A 25,365-nucleotide genomic window follows, 5' to 3' on the forward strand; every position below is an offset into this window, starting at 1 on the left:
ACTGCCCCCTCCTGACAAGCCTCGGATATGGACTATATCTCGGCCTACCGGATCGGCATGGCGGATCCGGATGGCTGTCTTAAGCAGGGAGAAACAGGATGTCAATCGACCGTATCGTGCTTGCCTTCGCCGGTGCAATGGTGCTGCTCAGCCTTGTCCTGGCCCAGTTGCACAGTCCGTACTGGCTGTGGCTGACCGCCTTCGTGGGCGCCAATCTGCTGCAGTCGGCCTTCACCGGCTTCTGTCCGCTGGCGCGCATCGTCAGGGCCCTGGGCGCGAAACCCGGGCAGGCCTTCCAGTAATTCGTCTCGGCAGGCGTTCAGCTGACGCAGGTCAGCGCATCTGCGGGCTGCATCGCCTATCCTGTATTCATGGATATCCTGACCGAAGCCGAAATCCGCACCCTCCACGAGGCACTCGACGATGAGTATCGCGCCTGGGCGACCTACGACCAGGTGATCCGGGATTTCGGCGAGGTCAGGCCGTTCAGCAACATTCGCGAGGCCGAGGCGCGTCACATCGAGGCCGTACGCTCCCTGTTCCTGGACCATGGCCTGCCGGTGCCCGCCAATCCCTGGCCGGGCCGGGTGGAACGCTACGCCAGCCTGCAGGAGGCCTGTGCCGCGGGCGTGGCCGCCGAGATCGCCAATGGCGAAATGTACGAGCGCCTGCTGCAGACCACCCACCGCGAGGACATACTTGCGGTGCTGCGCAATCTGCAGGCGGCCTCGCAGCAGCGTCATCTGCCGGCCTTCCGCCGCTGCGCAGCAACCGGCAACGGCCAGGGACATAGCCGGAACAGAAGCCACGGCCGCAGCGGATGTCGACGAGGCGACAGCAATAGGTATCGCCTATCAGGTAAATTGTAACAATCGATTTAACAGAAGTTCACGGCCGCTCTATAGTAGCAACCGTGTTCAACGAATCATGCAGTAATTCAGACAAGGAGACCCCTCATGAGCAATGACACCGAAACCCAGTCCTACGGCATGCCCCACATAAACGAACCGGCCCCGGACTTCGAGGCCAAGACCACCCACGGCGTGAAGAAGCTGTCCGATTACAAGGGCAAGTGGCTGGTGCTGTTCTCGCACCCGGCCGACTTCACCCCGGTCTGCACCACCGAGTTCATGGCCTTTGCCCAGGCCTACCCGGAGTTCCAGAAGCTCAACTGCGACCTGCTCGGCCTGTCCATCGACAGCTACTACTCGCACGTGGCCTGGGTGCGCAATATCAAGGAGAAGTTCGGAGTCGAGATCCCGTTCCCGATCATCGAGGACCTGAGCATGAAGGTGGCGAAGGCCTACGGCATGATCCACCCGGGGGCGGCCGACACCTCCGCGGTGCGGGCGACCTTCATCATCGACGACAAGGGCATCCTGCGCGCCATGGTCTACTACCCGATGACCAACGGTCGTTCGATTCCGGAGTTCGTGCGCCTGGTCTCGGCCCTGCAGACCTCGGACCAGAACAAGGTCGCCACGCCGGAAGGCTGGCAGCCGGGCGATAAGGTCATCGTGCCGCCGCCCGGAACCGCGGATGATGCCGAGAAGCGCATGAACGAAGGCTACGAATGCACCGACTGGTACTTCTGCAAGAAGGCGATCTGATCCGCCACAACCAAGCCGCCCCGATCCGGGGCGGCTTTTTGATTTGCCGCCGCAGCCCGGCACGATAAAGGCCAGTGATGGAAAACAGCTTCTGGACTGCCCTGATCGCAAGCAGCCTTGCCGCCCTGGTGACGAGCCTGGGCATCTATACCATCCGGCGCTTCACCGCCTGGGGACATCGCAACACCACCTACTTCATGTGCTTCGCGGCGGGGGTGCTGGTATCAGCTTCCTTTCTGCACATCATCCCGAAGTCCTTCTCAATGAATCCTCAGGCACCCTTCTGGCTGCTGGCCGGGTTCCTGGGACTGCACCTGTTCAATCGATTCGTCACTGCCTTCGTCTGCGAACGCGATCCCGAGCGGAAGGACTATGCCATCGGCCTGATCCCCATGCTCGGCATCGGTTTGCACTCCCTCATTGACGGCTTTATCTACTCCATCACCTTCACTGTCAGCATCCTCACGGGCTACCTGGCGACCCTGGGGATGGTGCTGCACGAATTTCCGGAAGGCATCATCACCTATCTGCTACTCGTACGCGGCGGCATCGCCGAGCGCAGGGCCGTGCTCCTGGCGTTCCTGGCGGCTGCGGCAACCACGCCGCTGGGCATGCTGGTCTCCTATCCCTTCATCAGCGCGATTGACCGGGATATGCTGGGCGCCCTGCTGTCGCTGTCCGCCGGCGCCCTGGTCTATGTCGGCGCCACCCACCTGCTGCCCCGGGCGGAACAGGAGCACAGGCGATACAGCCTGGTTGCCCTGGCCGGCGGTGTGTTCGTCGCAATGATCATCGTCGCGTCAAAAGCCTGAACGGGCGCCCTGGCGGAAACGGTTGCGACGCATATGGAAACCGTAGCGTTCTATTACCGGCAACTCGCCAGTCAGGAGGCAATCGCGCCCTGACTTAAACCAAACAGCCTCCGCGAAACCCGGGGCGGTTCATCACTCCTGTACGGACATGCGTCTGTCGCGCTGACCGCCCCGGTCTAGCTTTCCTGTCCACCCGCCTGCGACCACTCACGACACAACCGCCCGGTCTGCTCTTCGGCAAGGGGCTCACCGGTCAGGCCGCAGCTGGCATTCTCCGGGCTGCCCTGGAAATGCACACACTGACGACAGATACCGAAGGCCCGCTGGCCATTGAGGCGCTGCAGTTCTGCCAGCAGCGACCGCAGCCCGATCTCGAGCGCCTCGCCTCCGGCATCGGCCGCGGCCAGTGCCGCATCCAGCCGCTGCGCCCAGCTGCGCTCGAGCACCGCCCTGCCCGCCCGGGTCAGTTCCAGGTGGATGCGTCGGCCGTGTTTCGGGTCCGGCCGCTTGACCAGCAGGCCCTTGCGCTCCAGTACCGCCAGGGACTGGGACACGGTGCCGCGGGTAATACCGAAGTATTCGGCGATGGCAATGGGCAGATCGCTGTAGCGGTTGGCCTGGGCCAGGTAGCCGAGCACCTGCACATGGATGGGCAGCAGGCCGTGACGGGCGGCGTCCTCACGCACGGATTGATGGATCAATGCACCCAGGCGTTCGAGCAGTAAGGCAGAGAGGTTCATACTCATAATGTATCGCCTCAAAGCATTTATTGACAAGCAGGCGCGTCGGGTCAATACTTCATTTTGTATCGACTCGATTCATATAATCTGTATTAAATTAATACTATAGTTAATTGTTTATTATATATAAAGGAGGGATTATCATGATCCGTACTGCACTCTCACTCGCCATCCTGGCCGGAATCAGTTCAGCCCCCATCCTCGCGGACGACAATGGCGTGCCCTATCCCGAGGACTACCGCGACTGGCACCACGTCAAGAGCATGGTGATCGAGGAAGGTCATGACCTGTACGAGGCCTTCGGCGGCATCCATCATCTGTACGCCAACGATGCGGCACTGGAGGGCTATCAGGCAGGCAGCTTCCCGGACGGCGCGGTCATCGTGTTCGATCTGCTCGAGGCCGAGCACGGGGGGAATGCGGTCACCGAGGGATCACGCAAGGTGCTGGGGGTGATGCACAAGGACAGCGAACGCTATGCCGAAACCGGCGGCTGGGGCTTCGAGGGCTTCGCCGAGGGCGACCGTGGGCGACGTGCGGTGGGAAAGGAGGCCGACACGGCCTGCTTCCAGTGCCACACCTCGCAGCGCGATCATGATTATGTGTTCAGCCGGCTGCGGAAGTGAGCCCTTTGCCGGACTGAAGCATCGGGGCGGCCCGGACGAATCTGTCGCGGGCTAGAGCCCCGGATCCCACCAGGTGGTGATCCGGAAGAGCAGTGCGGCCAGCACCGCGGTGGCCGGCACGGTGATGACCCAGGCGGCGACGATGCGCAGCACCATGGAGCGCTTCACCAGTTCGCTCTTGTAGGCCTTCTTCATCGCCTTGCGTTCCTTCTTGGCAAAGACCAGTGCGTCCGGATCATTGGCCTTGGCGCGGCGCTTCATCTCCGCCAGCATCACCCGCTTCTCGGCCACCGGGGCCATCTCAAAGGCCTTCATATAGGCTTCGACCGCGTCCAGGTCGCTGCCCTTGTGGCCGGCATGGATGATCTTCTCCATCTTGGCGTAGTTGGTCTTGAGGTACTCGCGCAGGAAGCCCACGCCGAACAGGGCACCGATGGTGACATGGGTAGTGGAGACCGGCATACCGAGTTGGGCGGCCAGGATCACGGTCAGGGTGGCGGACAGCGCAATGGCGAAGGCACGCATGCGGTCCAGTTCGGTGATCTCCTTGCCCACGGTCCGGATCAGTTTGGATCCGTACAGCGCCAGCCCCGCCGCCAGGCCAAGCGCGCCCAGCACCAGAATCCACAGCGGCGCCGGCGCCTTGCCCGCCACCTCGCCGGTGCGAATGGTCTCGTAGATGGCCGCCAGCGGGCCGATGGCGTTGGCCACGTCGTTCGCCCCATGGGCAAAACTCAGCAGCGCGGCGGCGAACACCAGCGGCCAGGTGAACAGCTGGTTGACCGCCTTCTTGTCATTGCTGCCGGCCGCGGCCGCCCGGCGCAGCGGCGTGCGAATCAGGGCAAATACCACAGCGGCCACCACCAGGCCAACACCCACGGCCTGGCCGATGGGCAGACGCAGGATCGCGCCGAGGCCCTTGATCAGCATGAAGGTGGTGAAGGCCCAGGCCATCAGGGCCACCAGCCAGGGCATGATGCGTCCCGCGGCCTGACTCATGTCACGCCGGTAGGTGATGCTGCGCTTGATGAAATACAGGATGGCCACGGCGATCACGCCGCCCAGCAGCGGCGAAATCACCCAGCTGGCCACGATCTTGCCGATGGTGACCCAGTTGACCAGGCCCCAGCCGCCGGCCGCTACGCCGGCGCCCATGACCGCACCGATGATGGAATGAGTGGTGGAGACCGGCGCGCCCAGGGCGGTGGCCAGGTTCAGCCACAGGGCCGCGCCCAGCAGCGCGGCCAGCATCAGCCAGGCGAAATCGGACACCTGGGGGATCTGGGCCGGATCGATGATGCCGCCCTTGATGGTACTGACCACCTCGCCGCCGGCGATGATCGCGCCCAAGGCCTCGAACACAGCCGCGATCACAATCGCCCAGCCCATGCTCACGGCCTTCGAACCCACCGCCGGGCCCATGTTGTTGGCCACGTCGTTGGCGCCGATGTTCATGGCCATGTAGGCGCCGACGATGGCCGAGGCGACCAGCAGCAGCAGGCCGGTGCCGCTCAGCGTGGGCAGATGCCCGGCGTGCCAGATGCCGAAGGCGAACACGCCGATCATGAAGACCAGGCCGGCGGTCAGCCGGAAGTATTCAGGACTGCGTATGGCAGCGACTTTGGTATTTGCTTTCAAACGCCTGCTCCCAGGAACGGTCGGGACACAGGCGCATATTACAGAATTATGACAGTGAAGACACGGGGAGGGTGTGGCGCCGGGCTAATCCATCCGTGCGGCAGCAACGATGAAGCGAGACTCGAACTCGCTGGCAGCCATGGGACGGCCGAACAGATAGCCCTGGTAGGCATCGCAGCCGTAGCGCTCCAGGTACACCTTCTGCTCGGCGGTCTCCACACCCTCGGCGATGACGTGCAGGTTGAGCGAGTGCCCCATGGCGATGATGGCGCGCACGATGGCCAGATCGTTGGCCGAATGCGCCAGGTCGCGAACGAAGGAGGTGTCGATCTTGAGCTGGTCCAGGGGCAGGCGCTTGAGATAGGACAACGATGAGTAGCCGGTACCGAAATCATCCATGGAAAAGCCCAGACCGAGCCGGCGCAGGCCGTCGATCTTGTCGATCACGCCGGCGATGTCGTCCAGGACCACGGACTCGGTGAGCTCCAGCTTCAGTCCGCGCGGATCCGCGCCGCTGCGCTCGATGATCTCCTGCAGCCGGCGGATGAAGTCATGCTGGTGGAACTGCCGCGCGCTGATATTCACCGCCAGGCTGAAATCCCGCTCCTGGCACTGCAGCTGCCAGGCTCGCAGCTGCAGACAGGCGGTTTCCAGCACCCAGTAGCCGAGCGGCACGATCAGCCCGGTATCCTCGGCCAGTGGAATGAACTCGGCCGGGGAGACCCGCTTGCCCGGTTCCGGGATCCAGCGCAGCAGCACCTCGGCGCCCAGCAGCCCACCCTCGCGGTCGATCTGCGGCTGGTAGTACAACTCGAACTCACGCTGTTCCAGCGCCCGGGACAGCGCCGTCTCCATGCTGGCGCGCTGCTCGACCTTGTGCTGCATGTCGGGATTGAAGAAGCGGATGGCATTGCGCCCGGCCGACTTGCCCTCATAGAGGGCGACGTCGGCCTGCTTGAGCAGTTCCTCCTGGCTCGACTCCCGCCCCTGGAACAGGGTCACGCCCAGGCTGGCGGTGAGCCGGTAGTCACTGATTCCGGCCAGGCTGTAGGGCTGGATCAGGCTTTCATGGATCTTGGACGCGACCTCGCTGACATAGCCCGCGGCCTGATCACGGTCCTCGGCCAGCGCTTCCAGCAGCACCACGAATTCATCGCCGCCCAGCCGCGCCACGGTATCGGAGTCCCGTACCTGGCGCCGGATGCGTCGACCGACCTCGATCAGCAGTTCGTCACCGGCATGGTGCCCCTGAGTGTCGTTGAGCAGCTTGAAGTGATCCAGGTCGAGGATCAGAACCGCCCCGTGCTGTCGGCTGCGTTCGCTGGTGGCCCGGGCGTGTTCGAGCCGGTCGAGGAACAGGCGTCGGTTGGCGAGCTGGGTCAGCGGATCATAGAAAGCCAGCTGATGGATGCGCTGCTCGGCCGCCTTGCGGTCCGAAATGTCGGTGAACGAACCGATGTAGTGGGTCACCTCACCGGCCGTGTCATGCACCACGCTGATGGTCAGCCATCCCGGATAGATCTCGCCGTCCTTCTTGCGGTTCCAGACCTCGCCCTGCCAGTAGCCCTGACGGAGGATATCGCGCCACATCCGCTCGTAGAAGCGTGCGCTGTGGCGGCCGGATTTGAGGAGTTCAGGCGTGGCGCCGATCGCCTCCTCCGCCGTATAGCCGGTAATGCGGGTGAAGGCCTGGTTGACCTGCTCGATGCGCAGATCCCGGTCCGTGATCATGATGCCGTTCTCGACCTCGAAGGCGGCCGCGGCGATGCGCAGCCGGTCCTCCGTGCGGCGGCGCTCGGTCACATCGCGGATCACGCCGGCGTAGCCGAGCAGCTCGCCCGCCTCGCTGCGCAGCGGTGTGCCGATGGTCTCGCCGACGAACTCCGTGCCATCCTGTTTCCGGTACACCATCTCGTAAGGGGATTGTCTCGTGTGCGCCCCGCTGTGGTAGTGCAGCCGCCCCTGCTCACTGAAATCGTTTTCGTCGGCATAAAGCATCCGGGTCGGTTGTCCCTGCAGTTCCTCCAGCCGGTAGCCGAAGGTCTGCTCGAATCCCGGGTTGATCCACTCGATGCGCCGTTCGGGATCGGCCAGCACGATGGCGTCGGGGAAGCCGTCGGCAATGGCATGGAAACGCGCCTCGCTGCGGATCTGGCGCAGCCGGCGGCGGTGGTTCTCCACCCCGAAGCCGATGTCGGCCGCCATCTCGTCGAGCAGTGTTATTTCGCGTTCCTTGAAATAACCGGGCGTGTCGGCGTAGATGTTGAACACCCCGAAGACCTCGCCCTCGCAGACCAGGGGAAAGGCGGCAGAGGCCCCGAAACCGACCTGCTCAGCCCGCTGCAGCCAGGGCCGGGTATCCCGGTTGGCGCTGAAGTTGTTGTTGATCTGATGTCGGCGTTCGCGGAAGGCGCAGCCGCTGGGGCCGCCGCCTTCGGGCCGGCCGGCATCGACCGAGACCTGCAATCCCTGGAGATAATCCAGTTCCCCGCTGGCGGCAGCCACCTGCAACCAGCCGTCGGCATCGGGCAGGCCGATCCAGGCCAGTCGGAAGCCGCCGTACTTCGCCGCGATATCGCACACCTGCCGGAACAACTCATCCTGGTTGCTGAAGCGCACGATCGCCTGATTGGTCTCGCTGAGGGTGGCATACAGCCGGTTGGTATGGGCGATCTCGGCCTCGTTGCGCTTGCGCCGGCTGACATCGGTGTGGGTGCCGAGCATGCGCAGCGGCTGGCCCTGGTCGTCCCACTCCAGCACCCGGCCACGGTCATGAATCCAGATCCAGTGGCCGTCCCGGTGGCGCATCCGGTGTTCGATATCGTAGTAATCCAGTTCGCCGCGCAGATGGCGTTGCAGGGCATTGCGCGCCCGCGGCAGGTCTTCGGGGTGGACGCGGTCTTCCCAGGTCCTGGTGGTGGTGGGCATCAACTCATCCAGGCGGTAGCCGATCAGCTCCGCCCAGCGCTCGTTGAACACGGTCCGGCCGCTGGGGATGTGCCACTCCCAGGTCCCGACCCGGGTGCCCTCGATGATCCCGGCCAGGCGCTCGCGCTCGGTGGTGAGCGCCTGGAGCACGCTGACGGTATTGCGGTTCTCGTGCCGGATCAGGGCATAGATCAGGAGTGCAGACAGCAGCACATAGGCCAGCCCCTTGAGGTTCTGCAGACTGTGCAGCATGTCTGCATCCACGGCGATCAGGCGCACCAGCCAGTCGCTGGACAGGATCCAGGCAATGCCGAACAGGGCGTAATAGAAGGTCACCCGCAGGGCACTGCGGCTGCGGCTGAAGCGACGCTGGTCGGTTGGCGGACTCTGCATATCTTGTCGCTCGCCGGTGCTCTGTCCCTGGCGGACATGATTTCCATAAAAATCAGTTCATTAACTGCCAGCGCGGAGAGCCGGCCTGGGTGCCCGGCAGTGTCCGCCACGCCCCGCTGGAAATGCATCATACAGGGCGTCTGCATGTCATGTAACGGCCGGGATTTGTGGAATTTGATCCGCGTTTCGGAATGAAACCCGGCGATCGGACCGGTCCGGCGGGACAGAACCGACCGGGGCAGCGATCAGCTTTCAGCGGGGGAGGTGGTGTTTCACCCAGCGCACGATATCGGCCGCGCCCATCGCGCCGGGCTGGCGGGCCAGTTCGCGGCCCCGGGCGAACAGGGCCAGGGTGGGAATGCTGCGGATGCCGAAATGCGCGGCCAGTGACTGCTCGACCTCGGTGTTGACCTTGGCCAGCCGCAGCTGCGGTTCGAGCTGCCGCGCGGCCTGGGTGAACTGCGGCGCCATCATCTTGCACGGCCCGCACCAGGGGGCCCAGAAATCGACCAGCAGCGGGATGTCGCTGCGTTCGAACTGCTTCTGGAATCCGGCCTGGGTCAAGTCGACCGGTTCGCCGGTGAACAGCGGCCGGTGGCATTTACCGCATTTGGGCCCCTCGCCCAGGCGCATGGACGGGATGCGATTGACCGATTGGCAATGCGGACAGACGAGATGCAGTGCTTCAGGCATGGCGAAAATCCGCTGTCGATAACTCCATGCCGATCAGATGGGGATCGGCCTGTGATTTTCAAGATCCCTTCACCTGTCCGGCCTGGGGCTTGACTGCCTCGATGGTCGCGGACAGCACATAGTCCTCCACCCTGCTGCCGGGCAACCAGTCGCGGATGAACTCGCGCGACGCGTCCTTCGGCTCGATGCGGATGTCGGCGAAACCCGCCGCCGCCAGTATCGCGGTCAGTTCCGCGGCGGTGGAGGCACCGGACACACAGGCCGAGTGCAGCTGCAGGTCCTGTTGCATCGCCTCCGGCAGTTCGGTACCGGCCACCACGTCGGAGATGGCCAGACGCCCGCCCGGCCTCAGCACCCGGAAGGCCTCGCGAAAGACCTGTGCCTTGTCCGGTGACAGGTTGATCACGCAGTTGGAGATGATGACATCGACGCTGGCATCGCTCACCGGCAGGTGCTCGATCTCCCCCAGCCGGAATTCGACCTGCGAATAGTTGCCCTTGCGGGCATTGGCGCGCGCCTTGGCCAGCATCTCGGGCGTCATGTCCACGCCGATCACCCGGCCGGAGGCACCGACCTCGGCCGCGGCCAGAAAGGCATCGAAGCCGCCGCCGCTGCCCAGGTCCAGTACCGTCTCGCCCGGCTGCAGGCTGGCAATGGCACGCGGGTTGCCGCAGCCCAGGCCCATGTCCGCGCCTTCCGGCACGCTCTCGAGGTCGGCCTGACTGTAACCCAGTCGGGTCGAGATCAGGGCATTGATGGCGGCATCGTCGGACACCCCGCAGCAGCTCGACTCCACCCCGCAGCAGTCGCCGGCCTCGCTGGCCTCGGCCACGGCGGCATAGCTGCTGCGCACGGCGTTGCGGATATCATCGGATCGTTGTTCGCTCATGGCCATTACTCCCGTTCGGTATTAACAGAATGCAGATTGGGTCAACCCATCGTTGGCCGTCTGCGCAATGATGGGTTACGCCTTGCTTCACCCATCCTACGTTACTCCGTTACCGGATCAGATTTCCGCACAATTCCGGCCTGTCGCGCTGCAGCCGCAGCCAGTCCTCACGGGTATCGATATCATACAATGCATCCAACTCCTCCCACGCCAGGCCGGCTGCGCGGCAGCGGTCGCGGGTCTGGGCCATGACTTCTGCCGTACCCCAGTCGATATTCCGGAAGGGCGCCGGATCGGCACGGCAGGTACCCACCAGACCGTAGCCACCGTCGATGGCCGGTCCGAACACCCAGGGCACGCCCGCCTGCAGCCGCGCGGCGGCAGCTTCAATATAGGCCGGATCGATACCGGGGCAGTCGCTGCCGATCAGGATCGCGAAATCGGCGTGTCGCAGTTCGGCCGCCAGGGCATTGCCCATGCGCTCGCCCAGGTCACTGCCCTGCTGCGCCCGGAGCTGCAGGGCATGACGTGCGGCCAGGTTCTGCAGCCAGGGTGAATCGACATCGGGCCAGGCATACAGGCAGGCCGGCATCAGGGCAGCCCCGCCTGCCATGCCGGCCAGGTACGCGGTCATGGCGCAATGAATGTCAAAGGCCGCCTGTTCGCCCATCTCGGCCGCCAGGCGGCGCTTGACCCGGCCGCGCACCGGGCTGCGTGCGAACAGCAGCAGGCGGGCATCCGGGTATCTGGCTGTACGATTCATTCCGGGCGACTCGCCTGACTGACCACCAAACCCGGGAAATCCACGAACCGTATTCCTCGAGGAAACTTCTGATTGATTCCTTCTTCGTCATCCCGGCTAAGGCCGGGATCCAGAGGCATCAGACACCTGGATGCCGGCCTTCGCCGGCATGACGGATTGATCAGAGCTTCCTTTGTGGATTCAGTGGGTTTCGCAGCCATATCCTCAAGTGTAAAGCCGGGCCAGGCGCTCGGGCGCCAGGCCCAGGAAATAACCCAGACGCAGGCTCCACATCAGCAGGATGGTGCGGACCACTCCGCCCTGCTCCCAGCGCCGGCCGGAGGTTTCGATGCACTGACGCAGGCACAGCGGCGGACTGATGCGTTTAAGCGCCCGGCTCAGTTCGACGTCCTCCATCAGCGGCTGATCGGCATAGCCGCCGATGTCCAGAAACGCAGCGCGTCGCACGAAGATGCCCTGATCGCCGGTGGCGATGCCGGTCAGGCGCGAGCGCAGATTCATCATCCGGGCCACCCACCCCAGCAGAGGGGCACGGCCGTTGATGCGCACATCGAATCGTCCCCACGCCCGGTCCGGATCGGCTTGCATTGCCTGCAGCAGCGCCGCGGCATGCCCATGACCGAGCCGGGTATCCGCATGCACGAACCAGAGAATATCGCCGCCCGCCGCCCGCGCGCCGGCGTTCATCTGCCGCGCCCGGCCCGGGGCGCTCTGCAGCGCCGCATCGATATACGGGCGGGCCAGTTCGAGCGTGGCATCCTGACTGCCGCCGTCGACCAGTATGACCTCATGGCCCTGCCCGCGCAGCGGCTGCAGCGCATCGAGCAGACCGACGATACCCCCGGCCTCGTTCAGGGCCGGGATGATGATGGACAGCCGTTCAGCCACCCAGCGCTCCGCCGCAGCTGCTGCCCTGCCCCGCCGTGCAGCCATAGCAGTGATCGGCCACGGCAATGGGGCGGCCGTCCAGGTCCCGGCCGATCAGTTCGGACAGATGGGTCGGGCGATCGTCTCCCAGGGCGAGCGCGAGCATCTGGTTGAAATCGCAGTCGTAGACGTAACCCTGCCAGTCGACGCTGATCAGACTCCGGCACATCACCGTATTCAGGTTGTCCGGACAGTGCGCCGACTTGAGCAGGGCCATGTAATCCTCGAACCCGTCATGCGAGATCAGGGTGCTGCCGAAGCGGGCGATGGGCATGTTGGTCAGCGCATACAGGCGGTTGAATACCACGCCCTCGCGTTCAGCCAGTTCGCGCCGGTAATCGGCCTCCAGACCGGCCTGCGGCGGTGGCAGCCAGGGACCGACCGGGTTGTACATCAGATTGAGTTCCAGCCCGCTGTCGGGCTGCCCGTAGCCCAGGGCGTTCAACCGCTGCAGGCCGCGGATGCTGGCGGCATACACGCCCTTGCCGCGCTGGCTTTCCACGTTCTCTTCCAGATAACAGGGCAGGGAGGCGATGATGCCGACCCGGTGTTCGGCCAGGAATTCGGCCAGCCCCTCCTGGCCGGGTTCCTCCAGAATGGTGAGATTGCAACGGTCGATGACCTCCACCTCCAGCGCGCGTGCCACACTGACCAGTTCGCGGAAGCGGGGATGCAGTTCGGGTGCGCCGCCGGTCAGATCCAGCTGCCGCACGCCGCTGGCCTGCAGGAAGGCCACCACCATCTGCAGAGTGGTACCGTCCATCATCTCGCTGCGGGTGGGACCGGCATTCACATGACAGTGCAGACAGCTCTGGTTGCACTTGTAGCCGAGATTGGCCTGCAGGGTCTGCAGCGGGCCGCGGCGGATGGTCGGGAAATCGGTTTCGCGCAGTAATGGCAGGGTGGCGTGCATGCCGGTCGGACTCCTTGGGGCTGTTGGTGTCGTGCGTTGGACAGCGAGTCGAGCGGAATAGTGCCCCCGCAGTTTGATGAAACACCGTCATTTCTCCACAGGATAACCCTGCTGATTCCAGCTCACCATGCCCTTGCGCACCACATGCACATCGGCAAACCCCTGCTGGACCAGCAGCCGGGCCGCGGCGGCCGACATGCGGTCGGTGCGACACACGGTCGCCACCGGGCGCTCCTGGTACTCACCGAGCTCATCCAGACGCTGCGGCAGTTCCTCCAGCGGGATATTCACCGCACCGGAGATGTGGCCCAGCTCACCGTGATAATCCTCCGGTTTGCGCACATCCAGCAGCAGCAGATCCTCTCCGGCATCCAGCCGTCGCTTGAGTTCATCCGTGGGCAGCAGTTTGCCCTTGCGGATGATGGCGATCAGCCGCGGCAGGAAGGCCACCACCGCCAGCAGCGCCAGTGCCAGCAGCCCCTTCTGGATCAGGCCCTCGCCGCCGGCCACCGCCTCGCGCCCGGCATAGCCGAGGTAGGTATAGGCCAGCGCGCCCGGCAGCATGCAGATCCAGGTGGCAATGAGGTAATGCAGGAACCGGATGCGGGTCAGCCCCAGGGCGTAGTTGAGCAGGTTGAAGGGAAACAGCGGCACCAGGCGCACGAAGGCGACGAAGCGCCAGCCCTCGGCCTCCACGCCCTGGATCAACTGCTTCAGCCGGCCGCCGGTGCGCCGCGCCACCCAGTCCGAGGCCAGGTAGCGTGCCACCAGGAAGGCCAGGGCCGCGCCCAGGGTGGCGCCGGTCAGGTTGTAGAAGGTGCCCAGCACCGGCCCGAACAGGGCGCCGCCGGCCAGGGTCATCACCGAGCCGGGCAGGAACAGCACCGCGGCGATGGCATACAGGGCCATGAAGGCCAGCGGCGCGACCGCTCCGGCCTCGCCGATCCAGGCCTCCAGCGCGGCCACATCGAAGCGGTCGCGGTAGATCACTGCCAGGGCAATGCCGGCTGCCAGCAACGCCAGCAGCAGGAGACGGCCGGTGGACTTCATTCGCCCTCCCCCCACTTGCGCCGGTTGATGGCATAGCCGGCAGTGCCGCGGCTGAAGGGAATGCTCAGCAGCCCCGGCAGCCAGCTGCACCATTTGTCCTCGCGGAAGGTGCGGATACCGATGGTCATGCCCTCGTGGCCGGCGCGCGGCTGGTCGCGGTAGGTGCCCAGCAGCCGGTCCCACCAGGGCAGGTTGAAGCCGAAGTTGCTGTTGGTCTCGTCGTCCTCGATCGAATGATGCACCCGGTGCATGTCCGGCGTAACCACGAACCAGCGCAGTGCCCGGTCCAGCGCAACCGGGATGCGCACATTGCCGTGATTGAACATGGAGGTGGCGTTGAGCAGCACCTCGAACAGCACCACGGCCAGGACCGGCGGACCCAGCACGACGATCACGCCGAACTTGATCAGCATGGACAGCAGGATCTCCAGCGGATGGAAGCGCAGGCCGGTGGTGACGTCATAGTCCAGATCGGCATGATGCACCCGGTGCAGGCGCCACAGCGCCGGGACGGCATGCACCATCACATGCTGCAGCCAGATGAAGAAATCCAGCGCCACCACCGAGGCCAGCACTGCCAGCCAGAAGGGAACCTCCAGATAATTGAACATGCCCCAGCCCTGGGCCTGGGCGAAGGCCGCCATGCCCACGGCCGCGGCCGGGAACACCAGCCGCAACAGCACCGTGTTGAGCACCACCAGACCCAGATTGTTGGACCAGCGCACCGATTTGCTGTGGCCGGGCATGCGCCGCGGGGCCAGAATTTCCCACAGCGCCATCAAAGCGAACACACCGACGAAGAACCCGAGGCGTATCTGCGCCTCGTAGGCCAGTATCCAGCTTTCGCCTGCCATGGTCCGATCCTCTCGCTTGCATCCGGCCGGCGCCGGAGATATTCTGGTAATATTATTCAATTGATCTATTGAATACAATATACGCCACCCGGGATCGCGTCAATGAGCTTCAACGTCAAACATGCCCTGTTCACCCAGTTCGCCCGCGTCGGCAAGGTCCTGGGCAACGCCCACCGCCTGGCCCTGATTGAATACCTGGGCCAGGGCGAGCGCAGCGTGGAGGCACTGGCGCAGGTCGCGGGTCTCAGCGTGGCCAACACCTCGCAGCACCTGCAGCAACTGCGCCAGGCCGGGCTGGTGGAAACCCGCCGTGAAGGCCAGCGCATCTACTACAGGCTCTCCGGCGAGGACGTGGTCGCGCTGCTGGACGCCATGCGCCGTGTGGCCAACCGCCACCTGGCCGAGATCGACCAGCTGGTCGATACCTATCTCACCGTCAAGGACAGCATGGAACCGGTCGCGGCACAGGAACTCATGAAGCGGCTGAAACGCGGCGAGGTCACTGTGCTGGATGTACGGCCCGAGGAGGAATATGCGGCCGGCCATCTTCCAGGCGCGGTCAATATCCCCCTGGACTCGCTGGAAAAGCAACTCGCCGCCCTCCCCGCTGACCGGGAAGTCATCGCCTACTGCCGCGGTCCCTACTGCGTGCTCTCCTACGACGCCGTGGCCGAGTTGCGCCGGCGCGGCTACCAGGCCCGGCGGCTGGAGGAAGGCTATCCCGAATGGCGCAGTGCCGGTCTGCCGGTGGAGGAAACCCGGCACTGATTTCGTGGTCCAATCCGGTAATGACAGCCAGCGGAGGCGGCCATGCATCACTCAGCCGACAAACTGATCTTCGTCTACAACGCCGACAGCGGCCTGTTCAACACCGCCACCGACATCGCGCACAAGATCCTGTCGCCGCAGACCTATTCCTGCGACCTGTGCACCCTGACCCACGGGCATTTCCGGATCCGCAAGGAGTGGGTGGCCTTCCTGGAATCGCTGCCGCTCGAGCAGGAATTCCTGCACCGGGATGAATACCGGGCCCGCCACGGCGGGGCGGAATTGCAACCGCCGGCCGTGCTGCTGGATACCGGCGACGGCCCCGAACTGCTGCTGGACCGCCAGGCCATCGCTGCCTGCCGCGACCTGGCCGCGCTCAAGCAGCGCATCCGTGCCGGACTCGATGCGCAGCTGGCGGCGACCGCGTGAATGCATCGAGCCATACCCGGCCGTTCAGGCTGAGGCCTTCGCTTGCGTGATTCCTGGGCAGGCAGGACAAAAGCGCGCAGCGTGTTGAACGCCCGAAGGGCGGCCCTTTATGCCCTTCAGGGTAGTAGGGCGAGCGCAGCGAGTAATCCAGTCACCGCGGCGGCCTGGAATAACGACCGGGGCAGTACCGTCACAGACGCAACCGGATGACGCCAGCTTCGCTGGCTGATCAGAAAGCTGAAAGGAAACCCAATATGTCGACACCCATCCGAACCCTCGCCGCCCTGGCCCTGACCACCGCCCTCGCCTTCCATCCGGCACTGGCCGAACAACTGGACCGGCTGGTGGTGCACAAGAGCCCGACCTGCGGCTGCTGCGGCAAGTGGATCGATCACATGGAAGCCAACGGCTTCGCCGTCACCCCGATCGACGTGGCCGATCTCGGCCGGATCAAGCGCGAGCACGATATCTGGCCCGCCTACCGGTCCTGCCACACCGCCGTGGGCGAGCAGACCGGCTACATCTTCGAAGGCCATGTCCCGGCCCGGATCGTGGCCCGCTTCCTCGCCGATCCGCCGGCAGACGCCAAAGGCCTGAGCGTCCCGGCCATGCCGGTGGGCAGCCCCGGCATGGAGGTCGGTGACAAGTTCATGCCCTATGAAGTATTGCTGCTGCAGAAGGACGGCGGGAGCCGGGTCTATGCCCGGATCGATTCGCCCGACGATCAGTACTGAACCAGCCTGGCCCTGGAGCGGGAATGAGCCATGTCAGATTCACCACTTCCCAGTCCAGGGCCTTGCATACGGCAATCACGATCGACACAATCACCTTTCCGCCTGATCCTGTAATTCGAACACCAGATTCACCGCGGTTCCGGCTTCGTATTCCCACGAATACACACGATCGACCACGCCATCTCCATCGAAGTCCTGGCTCTCCGTCAACTGCATACCGTTCGCGTCATAGGTGCGGGTCAGGATATAATCCTTGTCGCCATCGGCATCGCGGTCCTCCGACTCCTCGATGAAGTTGCCAGCCGCATCGTATATATAAAACTCGACCGTCTCCAGCACACCGTCGGCATTCCCGTCATACTCCTCTCGCACCCGCCGCCCCTGGGCATCGTAGATGTAGCTATCGATCTCATCAGCCACGCCATCACCGTCATGATCCTCAGTGTAGCCGGTCACGCCCCGGGGATAAGAAGCATTGGCATACGCATATTCATCAATCCGCTCGGCCACGCCGTCGGCATCAGTATCGTCCGCGAACTTCATCAGGTTACCCAGGGCATCGTAATCATACCGGGCGATACGATCCACCTGTCCATCGCCATCATTGTCCTCCTCCAGACCTGTAGCGTACCCGGCATCGTCATAGAAATAATTAGCAATATAATCCCAGGCCCCATCAGCGCCTGAATCGTGCTTGTAAACACTGGTAGCCCCGGCCGCTGTCAGTATGACTGCTCCGATGAAGTTCCAGTCCCCGTCCGCATCCGTATCAATACGTTCTCCGGTCCGGGTGCGCGGATGGTCGCTGTCCGAGAACTCGTACACCTCGATGCGATCCCAGACACCGTCACCGTTCGAGTCAAGACGCTCACGGATCAGATTGCCGAAGGCGTCATAGGCAAAATCCTCTGCTCTTTGCGCAGTTCCGTCACAACCGTCATCGCGACTTTCACTTTCCAGCTTACCGTCCTCACCCCAGACGTAGAAGCGACACTGATCGTCTATGCCATCGCCTTCATAATCCTCGGCCGTTCTCACCAGGCGGTCCTGAGCATCATATTGGTAGGCCATCTTCCAGTCCCCGCGATCGCGTTCCAGAATCCGGCCGTTCTCGGCATAGGTGGTATTCATAATGGTGTCGAAGACACCGTCGCCGTCATTGTCATCGCGTTCTATAACGAGACGGCCATCCTCGTCATATTCATACTCTTCCCGCTTGTCTGCCACGCCGTCATTATCATCATCCTCCTCATAGGCAACAGGACGGGCAGCAGTGAAGCCCACCCCCTGGGCGGCGGAGAAATGGGCCAGAGCCTGAGCGGGAGAGGGAATCCGCGTGCTCGCAAGCAGACCGGCGCCCACCCCCATCTGGACAACGTGTTCGAGTTCGGAATCCCGGTGGAAATCATTCGGTGACTGCGCGAAGTCGATCTCGGTATGCTCTAGCAGTTCCAACATACCGGATTCGATGGATATCCCGTTCTCGGGATTGCCATCACTGTCCAGTGCCTGCAGGAGCACCAGCTGGTTGATCGCCTGGATGGCGCCGGGCACCAGCTGCTCCAGGGTTGCCCCTTCAGGTAGCCTGATTCGCGGGCCGCTATTTTCCGGGATCTGCCGCAATAGGGAATAGATCGCCTGTTGGCTGTCCGGCACGCTCGCATCGGGAAACAGATCAAAAGGTGTCATGGTGGCTCTGGCCTGACCACCACCCAGCACGACAGCGCCAAGGGTGAAGGTGATCTCCTCACCCGGCAGGTAGAGAAAGCTGCCGTCGGCGCCGGTCAGGCCGGACTGGGTTGCGGTGCTATAACCTACGCCTGCAACCGGAGAGTCAACGAAATAGCCGGTTGACGGACCGGAGGCATCGCCCCCACCACCACCGCAGCCAGCAAGCAGATACAAACACGGAAGGAATAGACGGTTTTTATTCATTTTTCACCACTGTGTATAGTCTGTTGGCTTATGTGGACATCAAAGCCCGACTGGAAGCCTCGGGTTCCAGGCTATTCGTACATCCCGAATAACACAGCAAAGCTGCAGACAGTATACCTCTTCAGTTGCTGATGCCCGGTTAGCGACCCCTTGAGAAATTACTTGAACTGAACCATATAATAATATTTGAAAAATATATTATATGTTCAGATGCCGGAAATAATCCGGAGGTGTCGTATCAGTTACTGACACGGGACAAACGGCGATTTCAGGGATATCTCCGTCACCGCCGAAGGCTACACGCCGGGACCAGGCAGGCTCATTCAGCCATCTCATCCGGCCAACCGAACTCGTCCAGGTACTCCACCAGGTTCTGCGGCCGGTAGTCGGGGTCACCCTCGTAGCGCTGGCGCACCGAACTGTGGATCAGCACCTCACCCTTGCCGTGGTCGATGGGACGCAGGTATTCCTGCCGCAGCCGGTAGAACTTGCGCCGGGAATCGTGCACCGTGGCGAACGGGCTGCCGTGGATCTGCTCGCCCAGGTGGGGTTCGACGCTGAGGCCGGCCTGGGTGGCCTCGTTCACCATCCACACCAGCGGGACATCGGACAACACCCTGCCGTCCGCATCCGGCTTGTAGCTGCCGCCGACATTGCTGTGCGCGCCGGCAAACCACACCTGCCGGATGTCGATATCGGCGCGCGGTTCCCAGACCGTGGGCATGAAATCGATGCGACGCTCGTCGATCGCCATGGCGTGGCGGGCCACGCGGACATTGCGGCCGAGCTTGGTGTCGTAAAATTCGTCCCTGTCGTCGAACAGGCCCAGGAAGGAGATCGGGATACCCATCGCCCCCACCGTGTCCCAGACGCCGACGAACTCCACCTCCCGGGAGGGGTGGGAATGCGCCTCCCGGAACTCGATCGATTTCTCACCGTCGGGCTTGTAGGCCCGGGCCGGATTCTTGTAGTGATCGAAGGCCTGCTGAATCAGGTGCGCCACCGGCCGGGTGACGATGCCGACATTGTTGATCAGGCCGCACAGGCAGCGCACGGTATAGGCGCCGCGGCTGAAACCGAACAGATACAGTTCGTCACCGGGCTTGTAGTTCTGCACGATATAGCGGTAATCATCCATGATGTTCTTGTGCAGGCCCTTGCCGGTGGCCCCGCCGACGACCGGGTCGTAGTAGGAGCCCACGCCCCAGTCGTAGAACACCTGCTGCGGCACGCCATCGGTGCCGACGGGCGCGATGGCCCGGGCGAGTTTCAACACATTGGTGGGAAAGTCCTGGGCGAGGTCCTTCTCCGGACGGTTCCAGGTACCGTCGGCGCAGATCACGATTCTTTTCTTCATTGCATCAATCCCTGATGACGTTCCGACAGGAGACAGTGAGCGGGGATTAAAACCGAATCAACAGCGTTTGTCACCGTGCATCCGAAGCTTCCCTGCCCTTCGGACACCTGCGCCCCCACCGGGTTCAGCCGCCGAGCCTGCTCAGCACATGGTCGATAACCCGGCCGTGCTCCTCCTGCGGGCTGAACATGACGATGTCGGTGTCCTCCTCGGCGCGCACGCTGTGGCCGGGCGGCCAGTAGAACAGATCTCCGGTCGCCGAGGTTTCCTCCTCGCCGTTCTGGTAGATCGCCGTGATGCGGCCGTCCACCACGTAGCCCCAGTGCGGGGACTGGCAGGCATCGCCTTCCAGCCCGTGCAGCAGTTCGGTGATATCGGTGCCGGCACCGAAGGAGAAATACTCCGCCCCCATCCGGCCGTAGCCGGAGACATCGCCGAAATCGGCCTGCTGGCGTGCCGTCGCCCCCGGGACGTCGATCCGCACCGGTATGTCTTCGCGTGCAATGCGCATGCTTCCTCCTTATTGGTGTCGATTCATGTCAACTCAGCGGTATCCGCGCCTGCGGCATGGTCATTCCATGCACTTGGGCAGGGTCCCGCACAGCCAGGTGGAATAGCTGATCTGTGTATAGGGCACGTTAACATTGCGCACAAGGTCGGTGTACTGCATCTGTTTGGCCTCGATGCGCAACTGGGTGTCGTCGAGGGTCTGCTTGTCCCGGTCCTGATGCCAGACCATGTACCAGCGAACGTCGGGATATCCCTCCAGCTTGTGCGGTTCACCCAGGCGCTCGAGCACATAGGCTTTCACAGCATCAGGGCCATCGAAGGTGCTCGCGCTGACGCTGATCCTGCCCACCCGCCCCTCGTAGGCCACCAGCGAAACCTTGCCTGACTGCACGCTCTGGATGCCGAGCCGGGTCTGGTAGGCCCGGGATTCCGCCGGCGTCATTGTGCCGGGAAAGGGTTCGGTCTCGCCCTTCTCCAGTTCGGCGAAATCCAGCCAGTACTGGTACACCCCCAGCTTGTGCAGATTGCCGCCCTTGTCCTTGAGCCGGAACCCCGCCTGCTGCACCGCCTCGATCGCGGCCTCCAGTGGCATGCCGAGGCGAACGCCCACCAGCCGCGTCTGCGTGACATCGGCGCCGCCCTGCAACGGCGGCGGCAGCAACTCGATCTGCGAGATATCCGGCACGTCGAGAGACTGGGAAGCGGCGACCCGGGACTCAGCCGGCGCAGAGGTCTCTGCCTGCTCCGTTGTCGTCGTCGGCGGCGTCGCCCGGCGATCCGGCGACTGCGATGCGACCGCACGGCTCTGCGCGTCCTTCTGCGCTTCGACATCCGCCCCGCCCGGCACCCTGTCAGCACTGGTCCCGGCAACGCCCTCGCCGCTGCCCAGCTGCGCCTGCAGGGCCTCGATATCCCGCTGCGGCAGCAGGCCGTGGATATTGGTCAGCCCCATCAGCGGCCGCATGAACTCGCGCGGCACATTGCGCAGTTCACGCCGGATGTTGGTTCCCCGCAGGGCCTGCTGCGCCAGTTCGATCGCCGCTGCCCTGCCTTGCGATTCGGGTGCGGCCAGGAGACTGGCGACGGCCTGCTCCGCCTCGCCGCGACTACGGTCAAACTGCTGGACATAGCCGGTCAGCCGCATCATGGCCCCGCTGGCGGTCGCCAGGGTCCGGGCAGCGGCAGGGTCGCCGTCCTGCAGAAACTGCTGGCGGCACGTGCGCATCCACTGGCTGAGATTGCGGAAATCCTCCATCGACCAGCGGGTTACCGACTCGCCGAACACCGGCACCAGGACCTCATCGCGGCTGATGCCGGGAAACTGATAACGGGGAGTGACCTGCCATTGCTGCTTCTGATCATGCTGCGCCGCCCACGACAGGAGTTGCGCGCAGCCCGGCTCGGTGATCGCGGCATGCAGGGGAATGCTGCACAGCAGCAGATACAGGCTGACGACATATTTCATGCTCACCGCCTCCTCGGCGCCATCCCGGGGTTGATTCAAGTATAGAAGCGGATTCCGAGGCTTCTACATTCAGGGGCGGCGGGCATCGGGGCATTCTGATGACCGGGCTGCACCGGGGCGGACTCAGGCCAGGTCGAAGCGGTCTGCATTCATCACCTTGGTCCAGGCCGCGACGAAGTCCCGGACGAACTTCTCCTGGTTGTCGTCCTGCGCATAGACCTCGGCATAGGCGCGCAGGATCGAGTTGGAGCCGAACACAAGGTCCATCCGCGTGGCCGTCCATTTGACCTGATCCGTGCTGCTGTCTCGAACTTCATACAGGTCATTGCCGGCCGGCTTCCAGGCGTAACTCATATCGGTCAGATTGACGAAGAAGTCGTTTGTCAGAACCCCTTCGCGATCGGTGAACACACCGTGTCGGCTGCCGCCGTGATTGGTGCCGAGCACCCGCATACCACCCACCAGCACGGTCATCTCCGGCGCGGTCAGGCCCATCAGCTGGGTGCGATCGAGCATCATTTCCTCGGCGCTGACGACATAGTCCTGCTTGAGCCAGTTGCGGTAACCGTCGTGGAGGGGTTCCAGCGGTTCGAACGATTCGGCATCGGTCATCGCGTCGGTGGCATCGCCACGGCCGGATGCGAAGGGAACGCTGATATCGAAGCCGGCAGCCTTTGCCGCCTGCTCAATGCCAACGTTACCCGCGAGGACGATGACATCCGCCAGGCTGGCGCCACTGTCGGCCGCTATCGGTTCGAGCACATCCAGCACCCTGCTCAGGCGCTGGGGCTCATTACCTTCCCAGTCCTTCATCGGGGCCAGGCGGATACGCGCGCCGTTGGCACCGCCGCGGTTGTCGGAACCGCGGAAGGTTCTGGCGCTGTCCCAGGCAGTGGCAACCATGTCGCTGATGCTCAGACCGCAGGCGGCGATCCTGTCCTTCACGGCCTGGATATCGTAGTCCGTCCTGCCCGCCGGCACCGGATCCTGCCAGATCAGATCTTCATCGGGCACATCGGGACCGATATAGCGCGCCTTCGGCCCCATGTCGCGGTGCGTCAGTTTGAACCAGGCCCGCGCGAAGGCATCGTTGAACGCAGCGGGATCCGCGCGGAATTTCTCCATGATCCCGCGGTAGACCGGGTCCATCTTCATCGCCATATCGGCATCGGTCATGATCGGTTTGCAGCGGATCGAAGGGTCTTCCACATCTACGGGCATGTCTTCTTCCTTGATGTCGACCGGTTCCCACTGCCAGGCGCCGGCAGGACTCTTCACCGATTGCCACTCATGATCGAGCAGCATATCGAAGTAGCCCATGTCGAACCGGGTGGGGTCGGACGTCCAGGCCCCCTCGATGCCGCTGGTGACCGTGTCGCGCCCGATGCCGCGCCGGGTGTGGTTGTTCCAGCCCAGGCCCTGCTCTTCCACATCGGCGGCCTCGGGTTCCGGACCCAGCAGCGCCGCATCGCCGTTGCCGTGGGTTTTACCCACGGTATGGCCGCCGGCGGTCAGGGCAACGGTTTCCTCGTCGTTCATGGCCATGCGCTCAAAGGTAACGCGAACGTCATGGGCGGTCTTCAGCGGGTCAGGATTGCCGTCCACACCCTCGGGGTTGACGTAGATCAGCCCCATCATCACCGCGGCCAGCGGGTTTTCCAGATCGCGCTCGCCGGAATAGCGGCTGTGAGGATTATCGCTGGGGGCGAGCCATTCCTTCTCCGAGCCCCAGTAGGTGTCCTTTTCCGGGTGCCAGATGTCCTCTCGGCCAAAACCGAACCCGAAGGTCTTCAGGCCCATGGACTCATAGGCGATGGTGCCGGCATAGGCGATCAAATCGGCCCAACTCAGCTTGTTGCCATATTTCTTCTTGATCGGCCAGAGCAGACGCCGGGCCTTGTCCAGGTTGGCGTTGTCCGGCCAGGAGTTTAGCGGCGCAAAGCGCTGGTTGCCGGCACCGGCACCCCCGCGGCCATCCTGCATACGGTAGGAGCCGGCCGCGTGCCAGGACATGCGGATCATCAGGCCGCCATAGTGACCCCAGTCCGCCGGCCACCAGTCCTGGCTGTCGGTCATCAGGGCATGCAGGTCTTTCCTGAGGGCGTCAAAATCGAGTTTTCTGACCTCATCCCGATAGTTGAAGTCTGCCCCCATCGGGTTCGTCTTGCGGTCGTGCTGATGCAGGATGTCGAGGTTCAGCGCCCTGGGCCACCAGTCCATGTTCGACATGCCGATCTCCGTTGCGCCACCGTGCATCACCGGGCATTTGCTTTCAGACATTGGGCACCTCCTTATTGGGAATTTCGCTGTTTATTACCGGCCTGGCAGGCTGGCATGGCAGAGTGTGGACAGGATTCGATAAATTGACTCCGAATGAAACAGGCCGTTACTGCCCATTGCAGACGGCTGGCACGAAGGGTACGGCAATAACAAGAATGGCCGCGTGGCATGCCCCCCTGACTGTTGCCGGGATTAAGGAAAGTATAGAACCGGATCGCGGCTGATCTATATTCATGGATGCCACCCAGTCGGATTCAAGGAGACAGCATGCGCTACGAACTCTTCTACTGGCCCGCCATCCAGGGCCGCGGTGAATTCGTGCGGCTGGCACTGGAGACAGCCGGCGCCGACTATGTCGATGTGGCCCGCGAGGGCGCCGCCGGCATGCAGAGGATGCTGGACCTGATGCAGAGCCCGGAGTTGAAACACCCGCCCTTCGCCCCGCCCTTTCTGCGGGCCGGCAGGCTGGTCATCGCTCAGACCGCCAATATCCTGCACTACCTGGGGCCGCGGCTGGGCCTGGCGCCCGATTCAGAGGCCGGCCGGCTGTGGGCACACCAGCTGCAGCTGACCGTGGAGGATTTTCTGGTGGATATCCACGACACCCACCATCCCATCGGCGCCAATCTCTACTACGAGGATCAGAAGCCCGAGTCACGGCGCCGGGCGAAATACTTCCGGGAGGAACGCGCCCCGGAACTGCTGGGCTATTTCGAGGGCGTACTCCAGCACAACGGCGGCCAACGCGGCTGGATGCTCGGCCGCAGTCTCAGCTACGTGGATCTGTCCATGTTCCAGCTCGTGGCCGGTCTGCGCTATGCCTTTCCGAAACTGATGGCGGGGATCGAGCCGGATATCCCCGGCCTGGTCGCCCTGCATGACCGGGTGGCCGGACGAGCGAATCCGGCGGCCTATCTCACCACGCAGCGGCGGCTGGCTTTCAACGAGGATGGGATCTTCCGGCATTATCCGGAACTGGATAAGCCGTCATGAAAACCGCAGGCCCATGTGCCTGCACGATTGCCGCAGCCTGACTGCCTCCCTCGATCCG

24 protein-coding genes are annotated in these 25,365 nt (G+C 63.6%); 9 read left to right on the forward strand and 15 right to left on the reverse strand.

All coding sequences use genetic code 11. From position 1 onward, the window contains the following. Nucleotides 1–98 precede the first annotated feature (98 nt). From COW1_RS05015 to COW1_RS05030, 4 genes are all read left to right on the forward strand, one after another. Nucleotides 99–302 carry a DUF2892 domain-containing protein gene (locus COW1_RS05015; RefSeq protein ID WP_096366175.1) on the forward strand — a complete coding sequence of 68 codons (204 nt, stop codon included), beginning with the start codon at nt 99–101 and terminating at the stop codon, nt 300–302. Between the two features lie 69 nt (nt 303–371). Beyond that, entirely contained in the window at nt 372–869 is a 498-nt protein-coding gene (locus COW1_RS05020) for a DUF2202 domain-containing protein (protein WP_201345613.1), read from the forward strand. Nucleotides 870–956: 87 nt separating this feature from the next. After that, the gene (locus COW1_RS05025; RefSeq protein ID WP_096366173.1) at nt 957–1,610 is read left to right on the forward strand and encodes a peroxiredoxin; all 654 of its coding nucleotides are present in this window, start codon (nt 957–959) and stop codon (nt 1,608–1,610) included. Between the two features lie 77 nt (nt 1,611–1,687). Further along, nucleotides 1,688–2,422 carry a ZIP family metal transporter gene (locus COW1_RS05030; RefSeq protein ID WP_096366172.1) on the forward strand — a complete coding sequence of 245 codons (735 nt, stop codon included), beginning with the start codon at nt 1,688–1,690 and terminating at the stop codon, nt 2,420–2,422. A 176-nt stretch (nt 2,423–2,598) separates the two neighbouring features. On the opposite strand, the gene COW1_RS05035 is transcribed toward COW1_RS05030, so the two are convergent. After that, a complete protein-coding gene (locus COW1_RS05035) occupies nt 2,599–3,168 on the reverse strand; it encodes a MarR family winged helix-turn-helix transcriptional regulator (protein ID WP_231971480.1) in 570 nt (189 codons plus the stop codon). Between the two features lie 137 nt (nt 3,169–3,305). Between COW1_RS05035 and COW1_RS05040 the strand changes: the two genes are divergently transcribed. Beyond that, the gene (locus tag COW1_RS05040; protein ID WP_201345614.1) at nt 3,306–3,788 is read left to right on the forward strand and encodes a cytochrome P460 family protein; all 483 of its coding nucleotides are present in this window, start codon (nt 3,306–3,308) and stop codon (nt 3,786–3,788) included. Between the two features lie 51 nt (nt 3,789–3,839). Here the strand turns inward: COW1_RS05040 and COW1_RS05045 are convergent, their stop codons facing one another. From COW1_RS05045 to COW1_RS05085, 9 genes are all read right to left on the reverse strand, one after another. Continuing rightward, the gene (locus tag COW1_RS05045) at nt 3,840–5,426 is read right to left on the reverse strand and encodes an inorganic phosphate transporter (RefSeq protein ID WP_242466495.1); all 1,587 of its coding nucleotides are present in this window, start codon (nt 5,424–5,426) and stop codon (nt 3,840–3,842) included. Between the two features lie 84 nt (nt 5,427–5,510). Beyond that, nucleotides 5,511–8,747 carry an EAL domain-containing protein gene (locus tag COW1_RS05050; protein ID WP_201345615.1) on the reverse strand — a complete coding sequence of 1,079 codons (3,237 nt, stop codon included), beginning with the start codon at nt 8,745–8,747 and terminating at the stop codon, nt 5,511–5,513. A gap of 252 nt (nt 8,748–8,999) precedes the next feature. Further along, entirely contained in the window at nt 9,000–9,440 is a 441-nt protein-coding gene (gene trxC, locus COW1_RS05055; protein ID WP_096366167.1) for a thioredoxin TrxC, read from the reverse strand. 58 nt (nt 9,441–9,498) lie between these two features. After that, nucleotides 9,499–10,329, reverse strand: coding sequence for an arsenite methyltransferase (locus tag COW1_RS05060; RefSeq protein WP_201345616.1), 831 nt, complete (start codon nt 10,327–10,329; stop codon nt 9,499–9,501). Between the two features lie 109 nt (nt 10,330–10,438). Beyond that, nucleotides 10,439–11,092: a TIGR04282 family arsenosugar biosynthesis glycosyltransferase gene (locus tag COW1_RS05065; RefSeq protein ID WP_201345617.1), complete on the reverse strand. Its 654-nt coding sequence runs from the start codon at nt 11,090–11,092 to the stop codon at nt 10,439–10,441. Between the two features lie 204 nt (nt 11,093–11,296). Beyond that, a complete protein-coding gene (locus COW1_RS05070; RefSeq protein ID WP_201345618.1) occupies nt 11,297–12,025 on the reverse strand; it encodes a TIGR04283 family arsenosugar biosynthesis glycosyltransferase in 729 nt (242 codons plus the stop codon). Continuing rightward, a complete protein-coding gene (arsS, locus tag COW1_RS05075) occupies nt 11,973–12,932 on the reverse strand; it encodes an arsenosugar biosynthesis radical SAM (seleno)protein ArsS (RefSeq protein WP_201345619.1) in 960 nt (319 codons plus the stop codon). Before arsS ends, COW1_RS05070 begins: the two co-directional genes overlap by 53 nt. 87 nt (nt 12,933–13,019) lie before the next feature. Further along, on the reverse strand, nt 13,020–13,982 hold the full coding sequence (locus COW1_RS05080) for a VTT domain-containing protein (RefSeq protein WP_096366163.1): 963 nt from the start codon (nt 13,980–13,982) through the stop codon (nt 13,020–13,022). Further along, nucleotides 13,979–14,836: a sterol desaturase family protein gene (locus tag COW1_RS05085; RefSeq protein WP_096366162.1), complete on the reverse strand. Its 858-nt coding sequence runs from the start codon at nt 14,834–14,836 to the stop codon at nt 13,979–13,981. Before COW1_RS05085 ends, COW1_RS05080 begins: the two co-directional genes overlap by 4 nt. Before the next feature lie 102 nt (nt 14,837–14,938). On the opposite strand from COW1_RS05085, the gene COW1_RS05090 reads away from it, so the two are divergent. From COW1_RS05090 to COW1_RS05100, 3 genes are all read left to right on the forward strand, one after another. After that, entirely contained in the window at nt 14,939–15,604 is a 666-nt protein-coding gene (locus COW1_RS05090; RefSeq protein WP_096366161.1) for a metalloregulator ArsR/SmtB family transcription factor, read from the forward strand. Between the two features lie 42 nt (nt 15,605–15,646). Beyond that, nucleotides 15,647–16,033, forward strand: a complete 387-nt coding sequence (locus tag COW1_RS05095) for a hypothetical protein (protein ID WP_096366160.1) — start codon at nt 15,647–15,649, stop codon at nt 16,031–16,033. Nucleotides 16,034–16,287: 254 nt separating this feature from the next. Then, on the forward strand, nt 16,288–16,767 hold the full coding sequence (locus COW1_RS05100; protein WP_096366159.1) for a DUF411 domain-containing protein: 480 nt from the start codon (nt 16,288–16,290) through the stop codon (nt 16,765–16,767). Nucleotides 16,768–16,857: 90 nt separating this feature from the next. Here COW1_RS05100 and COW1_RS05105 read toward each other — a convergent pair whose 3' ends face one another. The 5 genes from COW1_RS05105 to katG form a co-directional block, all read right to left on the reverse strand. Then, on the reverse strand, nt 16,858–18,702 hold the full coding sequence (locus COW1_RS05105) for a hypothetical protein (protein WP_201345620.1): 1,845 nt from the start codon (nt 18,700–18,702) through the stop codon (nt 16,858–16,860). Between the two features lie 319 nt (nt 18,703–19,021). Next, the gene (locus COW1_RS05110) at nt 19,022–20,059 is read right to left on the reverse strand and encodes a DUF2235 domain-containing protein (protein WP_201345621.1); all 1,038 of its coding nucleotides are present in this window, start codon (nt 20,057–20,059) and stop codon (nt 19,022–19,024) included. Nucleotides 20,060–20,183: 124 nt separating this feature from the next. Continuing rightward, entirely contained in the window at nt 20,184–20,570 is a 387-nt protein-coding gene (locus COW1_RS05115) for a cupin domain-containing protein (protein WP_201345622.1), read from the reverse strand. 60 nt (nt 20,571–20,630) lie between these two features. Beyond that, nucleotides 20,631–22,034 (reverse strand): hypothetical protein, encoded by a 1,404-nt coding sequence (locus COW1_RS05120; protein WP_201345623.1) that lies wholly within the window; start codon nt 22,032–22,034, stop codon nt 20,631–20,633. Between the two features lie 123 nt (nt 22,035–22,157). Next, nucleotides 22,158–24,314 carry a catalase/peroxidase HPI gene (katG, locus tag COW1_RS05125; protein WP_201345624.1) on the reverse strand — a complete coding sequence of 719 codons (2,157 nt, stop codon included), beginning with the start codon at nt 24,312–24,314 and terminating at the stop codon, nt 22,158–22,160. 267 nt (nt 24,315–24,581) lie between these two features. On the opposite strand from katG, the gene COW1_RS05130 reads away from it, so the two are divergent. Continuing rightward, nucleotides 24,582–25,307 (forward strand): glutathione S-transferase, encoded by a 726-nt coding sequence (locus COW1_RS05130; protein WP_201345625.1) that lies wholly within the window; start codon nt 24,582–24,584, stop codon nt 25,305–25,307. Nucleotides 25,308–25,365: the final 58 nt, after the last annotated feature.

It is taken from the genome of Thiohalobacter sp. COW1, assembly GCF_016629505.1.
GTDB classification, from domain to species: Bacteria; Pseudomonadota; Gammaproteobacteria; order Thiohalobacterales; family Thiohalobacteraceae; genus Thiohalobacter; species Thiohalobacter thiocyanaticus_A.

Coding starts and splice junctions, on each gene's coding strand:
- COW1_RS05015 (WP_096366175.1), top strand. CDS start 99: ATGTCAATCGACCGTATCGTGCTTGCCTTCGCCGGTGCAATGGTGCTG.
- COW1_RS05020 (WP_201345613.1), top strand. CDS start 372: ATGGATATCCTGACCGAAGCCGAAATCCGCACCCTCCACGAGGCACTC.
- COW1_RS05025 (WP_096366173.1), top strand. CDS start 957: ATGAGCAATGACACCGAAACCCAGTCCTACGGCATGCCCCACATAAAC.
- COW1_RS05030 (WP_096366172.1), top strand. CDS start 1,688: ATGGAAAACAGCTTCTGGACTGCCCTGATCGCAAGCAGCCTTGCCGCC.
- COW1_RS05035 (WP_231971480.1), bottom strand. CDS start 3,168: ATGAGTATGAACCTCTCTGCCTTACTGCTCGAACGCCTGGGTGCATTG.
- COW1_RS05040 (WP_201345614.1), top strand. CDS start 3,306: ATGATCCGTACTGCACTCTCACTCGCCATCCTGGCCGGAATCAGTTCA.
- COW1_RS05050 (WP_201345615.1), bottom strand. CDS start 8,747: ATGCAGAGTCCGCCAACCGACCAGCGTCGCTTCAGCCGCAGCCGCAGT.
- trxC (WP_096366167.1), bottom strand. CDS start 9,440: ATGCCTGAAGCACTGCATCTCGTCTGTCCGCATTGCCAATCGGTCAAT.
- COW1_RS05060 (WP_201345616.1), bottom strand. CDS start 10,329: ATGAGCGAACAACGATCCGATGATATCCGCAACGCCGTGCGCAGCAGC.
- COW1_RS05065 (WP_201345617.1), bottom strand. CDS start 11,092: ATGAATCGTACAGCCAGATACCCGGATGCCCGCCTGCTGCTGTTCGCA.
- COW1_RS05070 (WP_201345618.1), bottom strand. CDS start 12,025: ATGGCTGCACGGCGGGGCAGGGCAGCAGCTGCGGCGGAGCGCTGGGTG.
- arsS (WP_201345619.1), bottom strand. CDS start 12,932: ATGCACGCCACCCTGCCATTACTGCGCGAAACCGATTTCCCGACCATC.
- COW1_RS05080 (WP_096366163.1), bottom strand. CDS start 13,982: ATGAAGTCCACCGGCCGTCTCCTGCTGCTGGCGTTGCTGGCAGCCGGC.
- COW1_RS05085 (WP_096366162.1), bottom strand. CDS start 14,836: ATGGCAGGCGAAAGCTGGATACTGGCCTACGAGGCGCAGATACGCCTC.
- COW1_RS05090 (WP_096366161.1), top strand. CDS start 14,939: ATGAGCTTCAACGTCAAACATGCCCTGTTCACCCAGTTCGCCCGCGTC.
- COW1_RS05095 (WP_096366160.1), top strand. CDS start 15,647: ATGCATCACTCAGCCGACAAACTGATCTTCGTCTACAACGCCGACAGC.
- COW1_RS05100 (WP_096366159.1), top strand. CDS start 16,288: ATGTCGACACCCATCCGAACCCTCGCCGCCCTGGCCCTGACCACCGCC.
- COW1_RS05105 (WP_201345620.1), bottom strand. CDS start 18,702: ATGAATAAAAACCGTCTATTCCTTCCGTGTTTGTATCTGCTTGCTGGC.
- COW1_RS05110 (WP_201345621.1), bottom strand. CDS start 20,059: ATGAAGAAAAGAATCGTGATCTGCGCCGACGGTACCTGGAACCGTCCG.
- COW1_RS05115 (WP_201345622.1), bottom strand. CDS start 20,570: ATGCGCATTGCACGCGAAGACATACCGGTGCGGATCGACGTCCCGGGG.
- COW1_RS05120 (WP_201345623.1), bottom strand. CDS start 22,034: ATGAAATATGTCGTCAGCCTGTATCTGCTGCTGTGCAGCATTCCCCTG.
- katG (WP_201345624.1), bottom strand. CDS start 24,314: ATGTCTGAAAGCAAATGCCCGGTGATGCACGGTGGCGCAACGGAGATC.
- COW1_RS05130 (WP_201345625.1), top strand. CDS start 24,582: ATGCGCTACGAACTCTTCTACTGGCCCGCCATCCAGGGCCGCGGTGAA.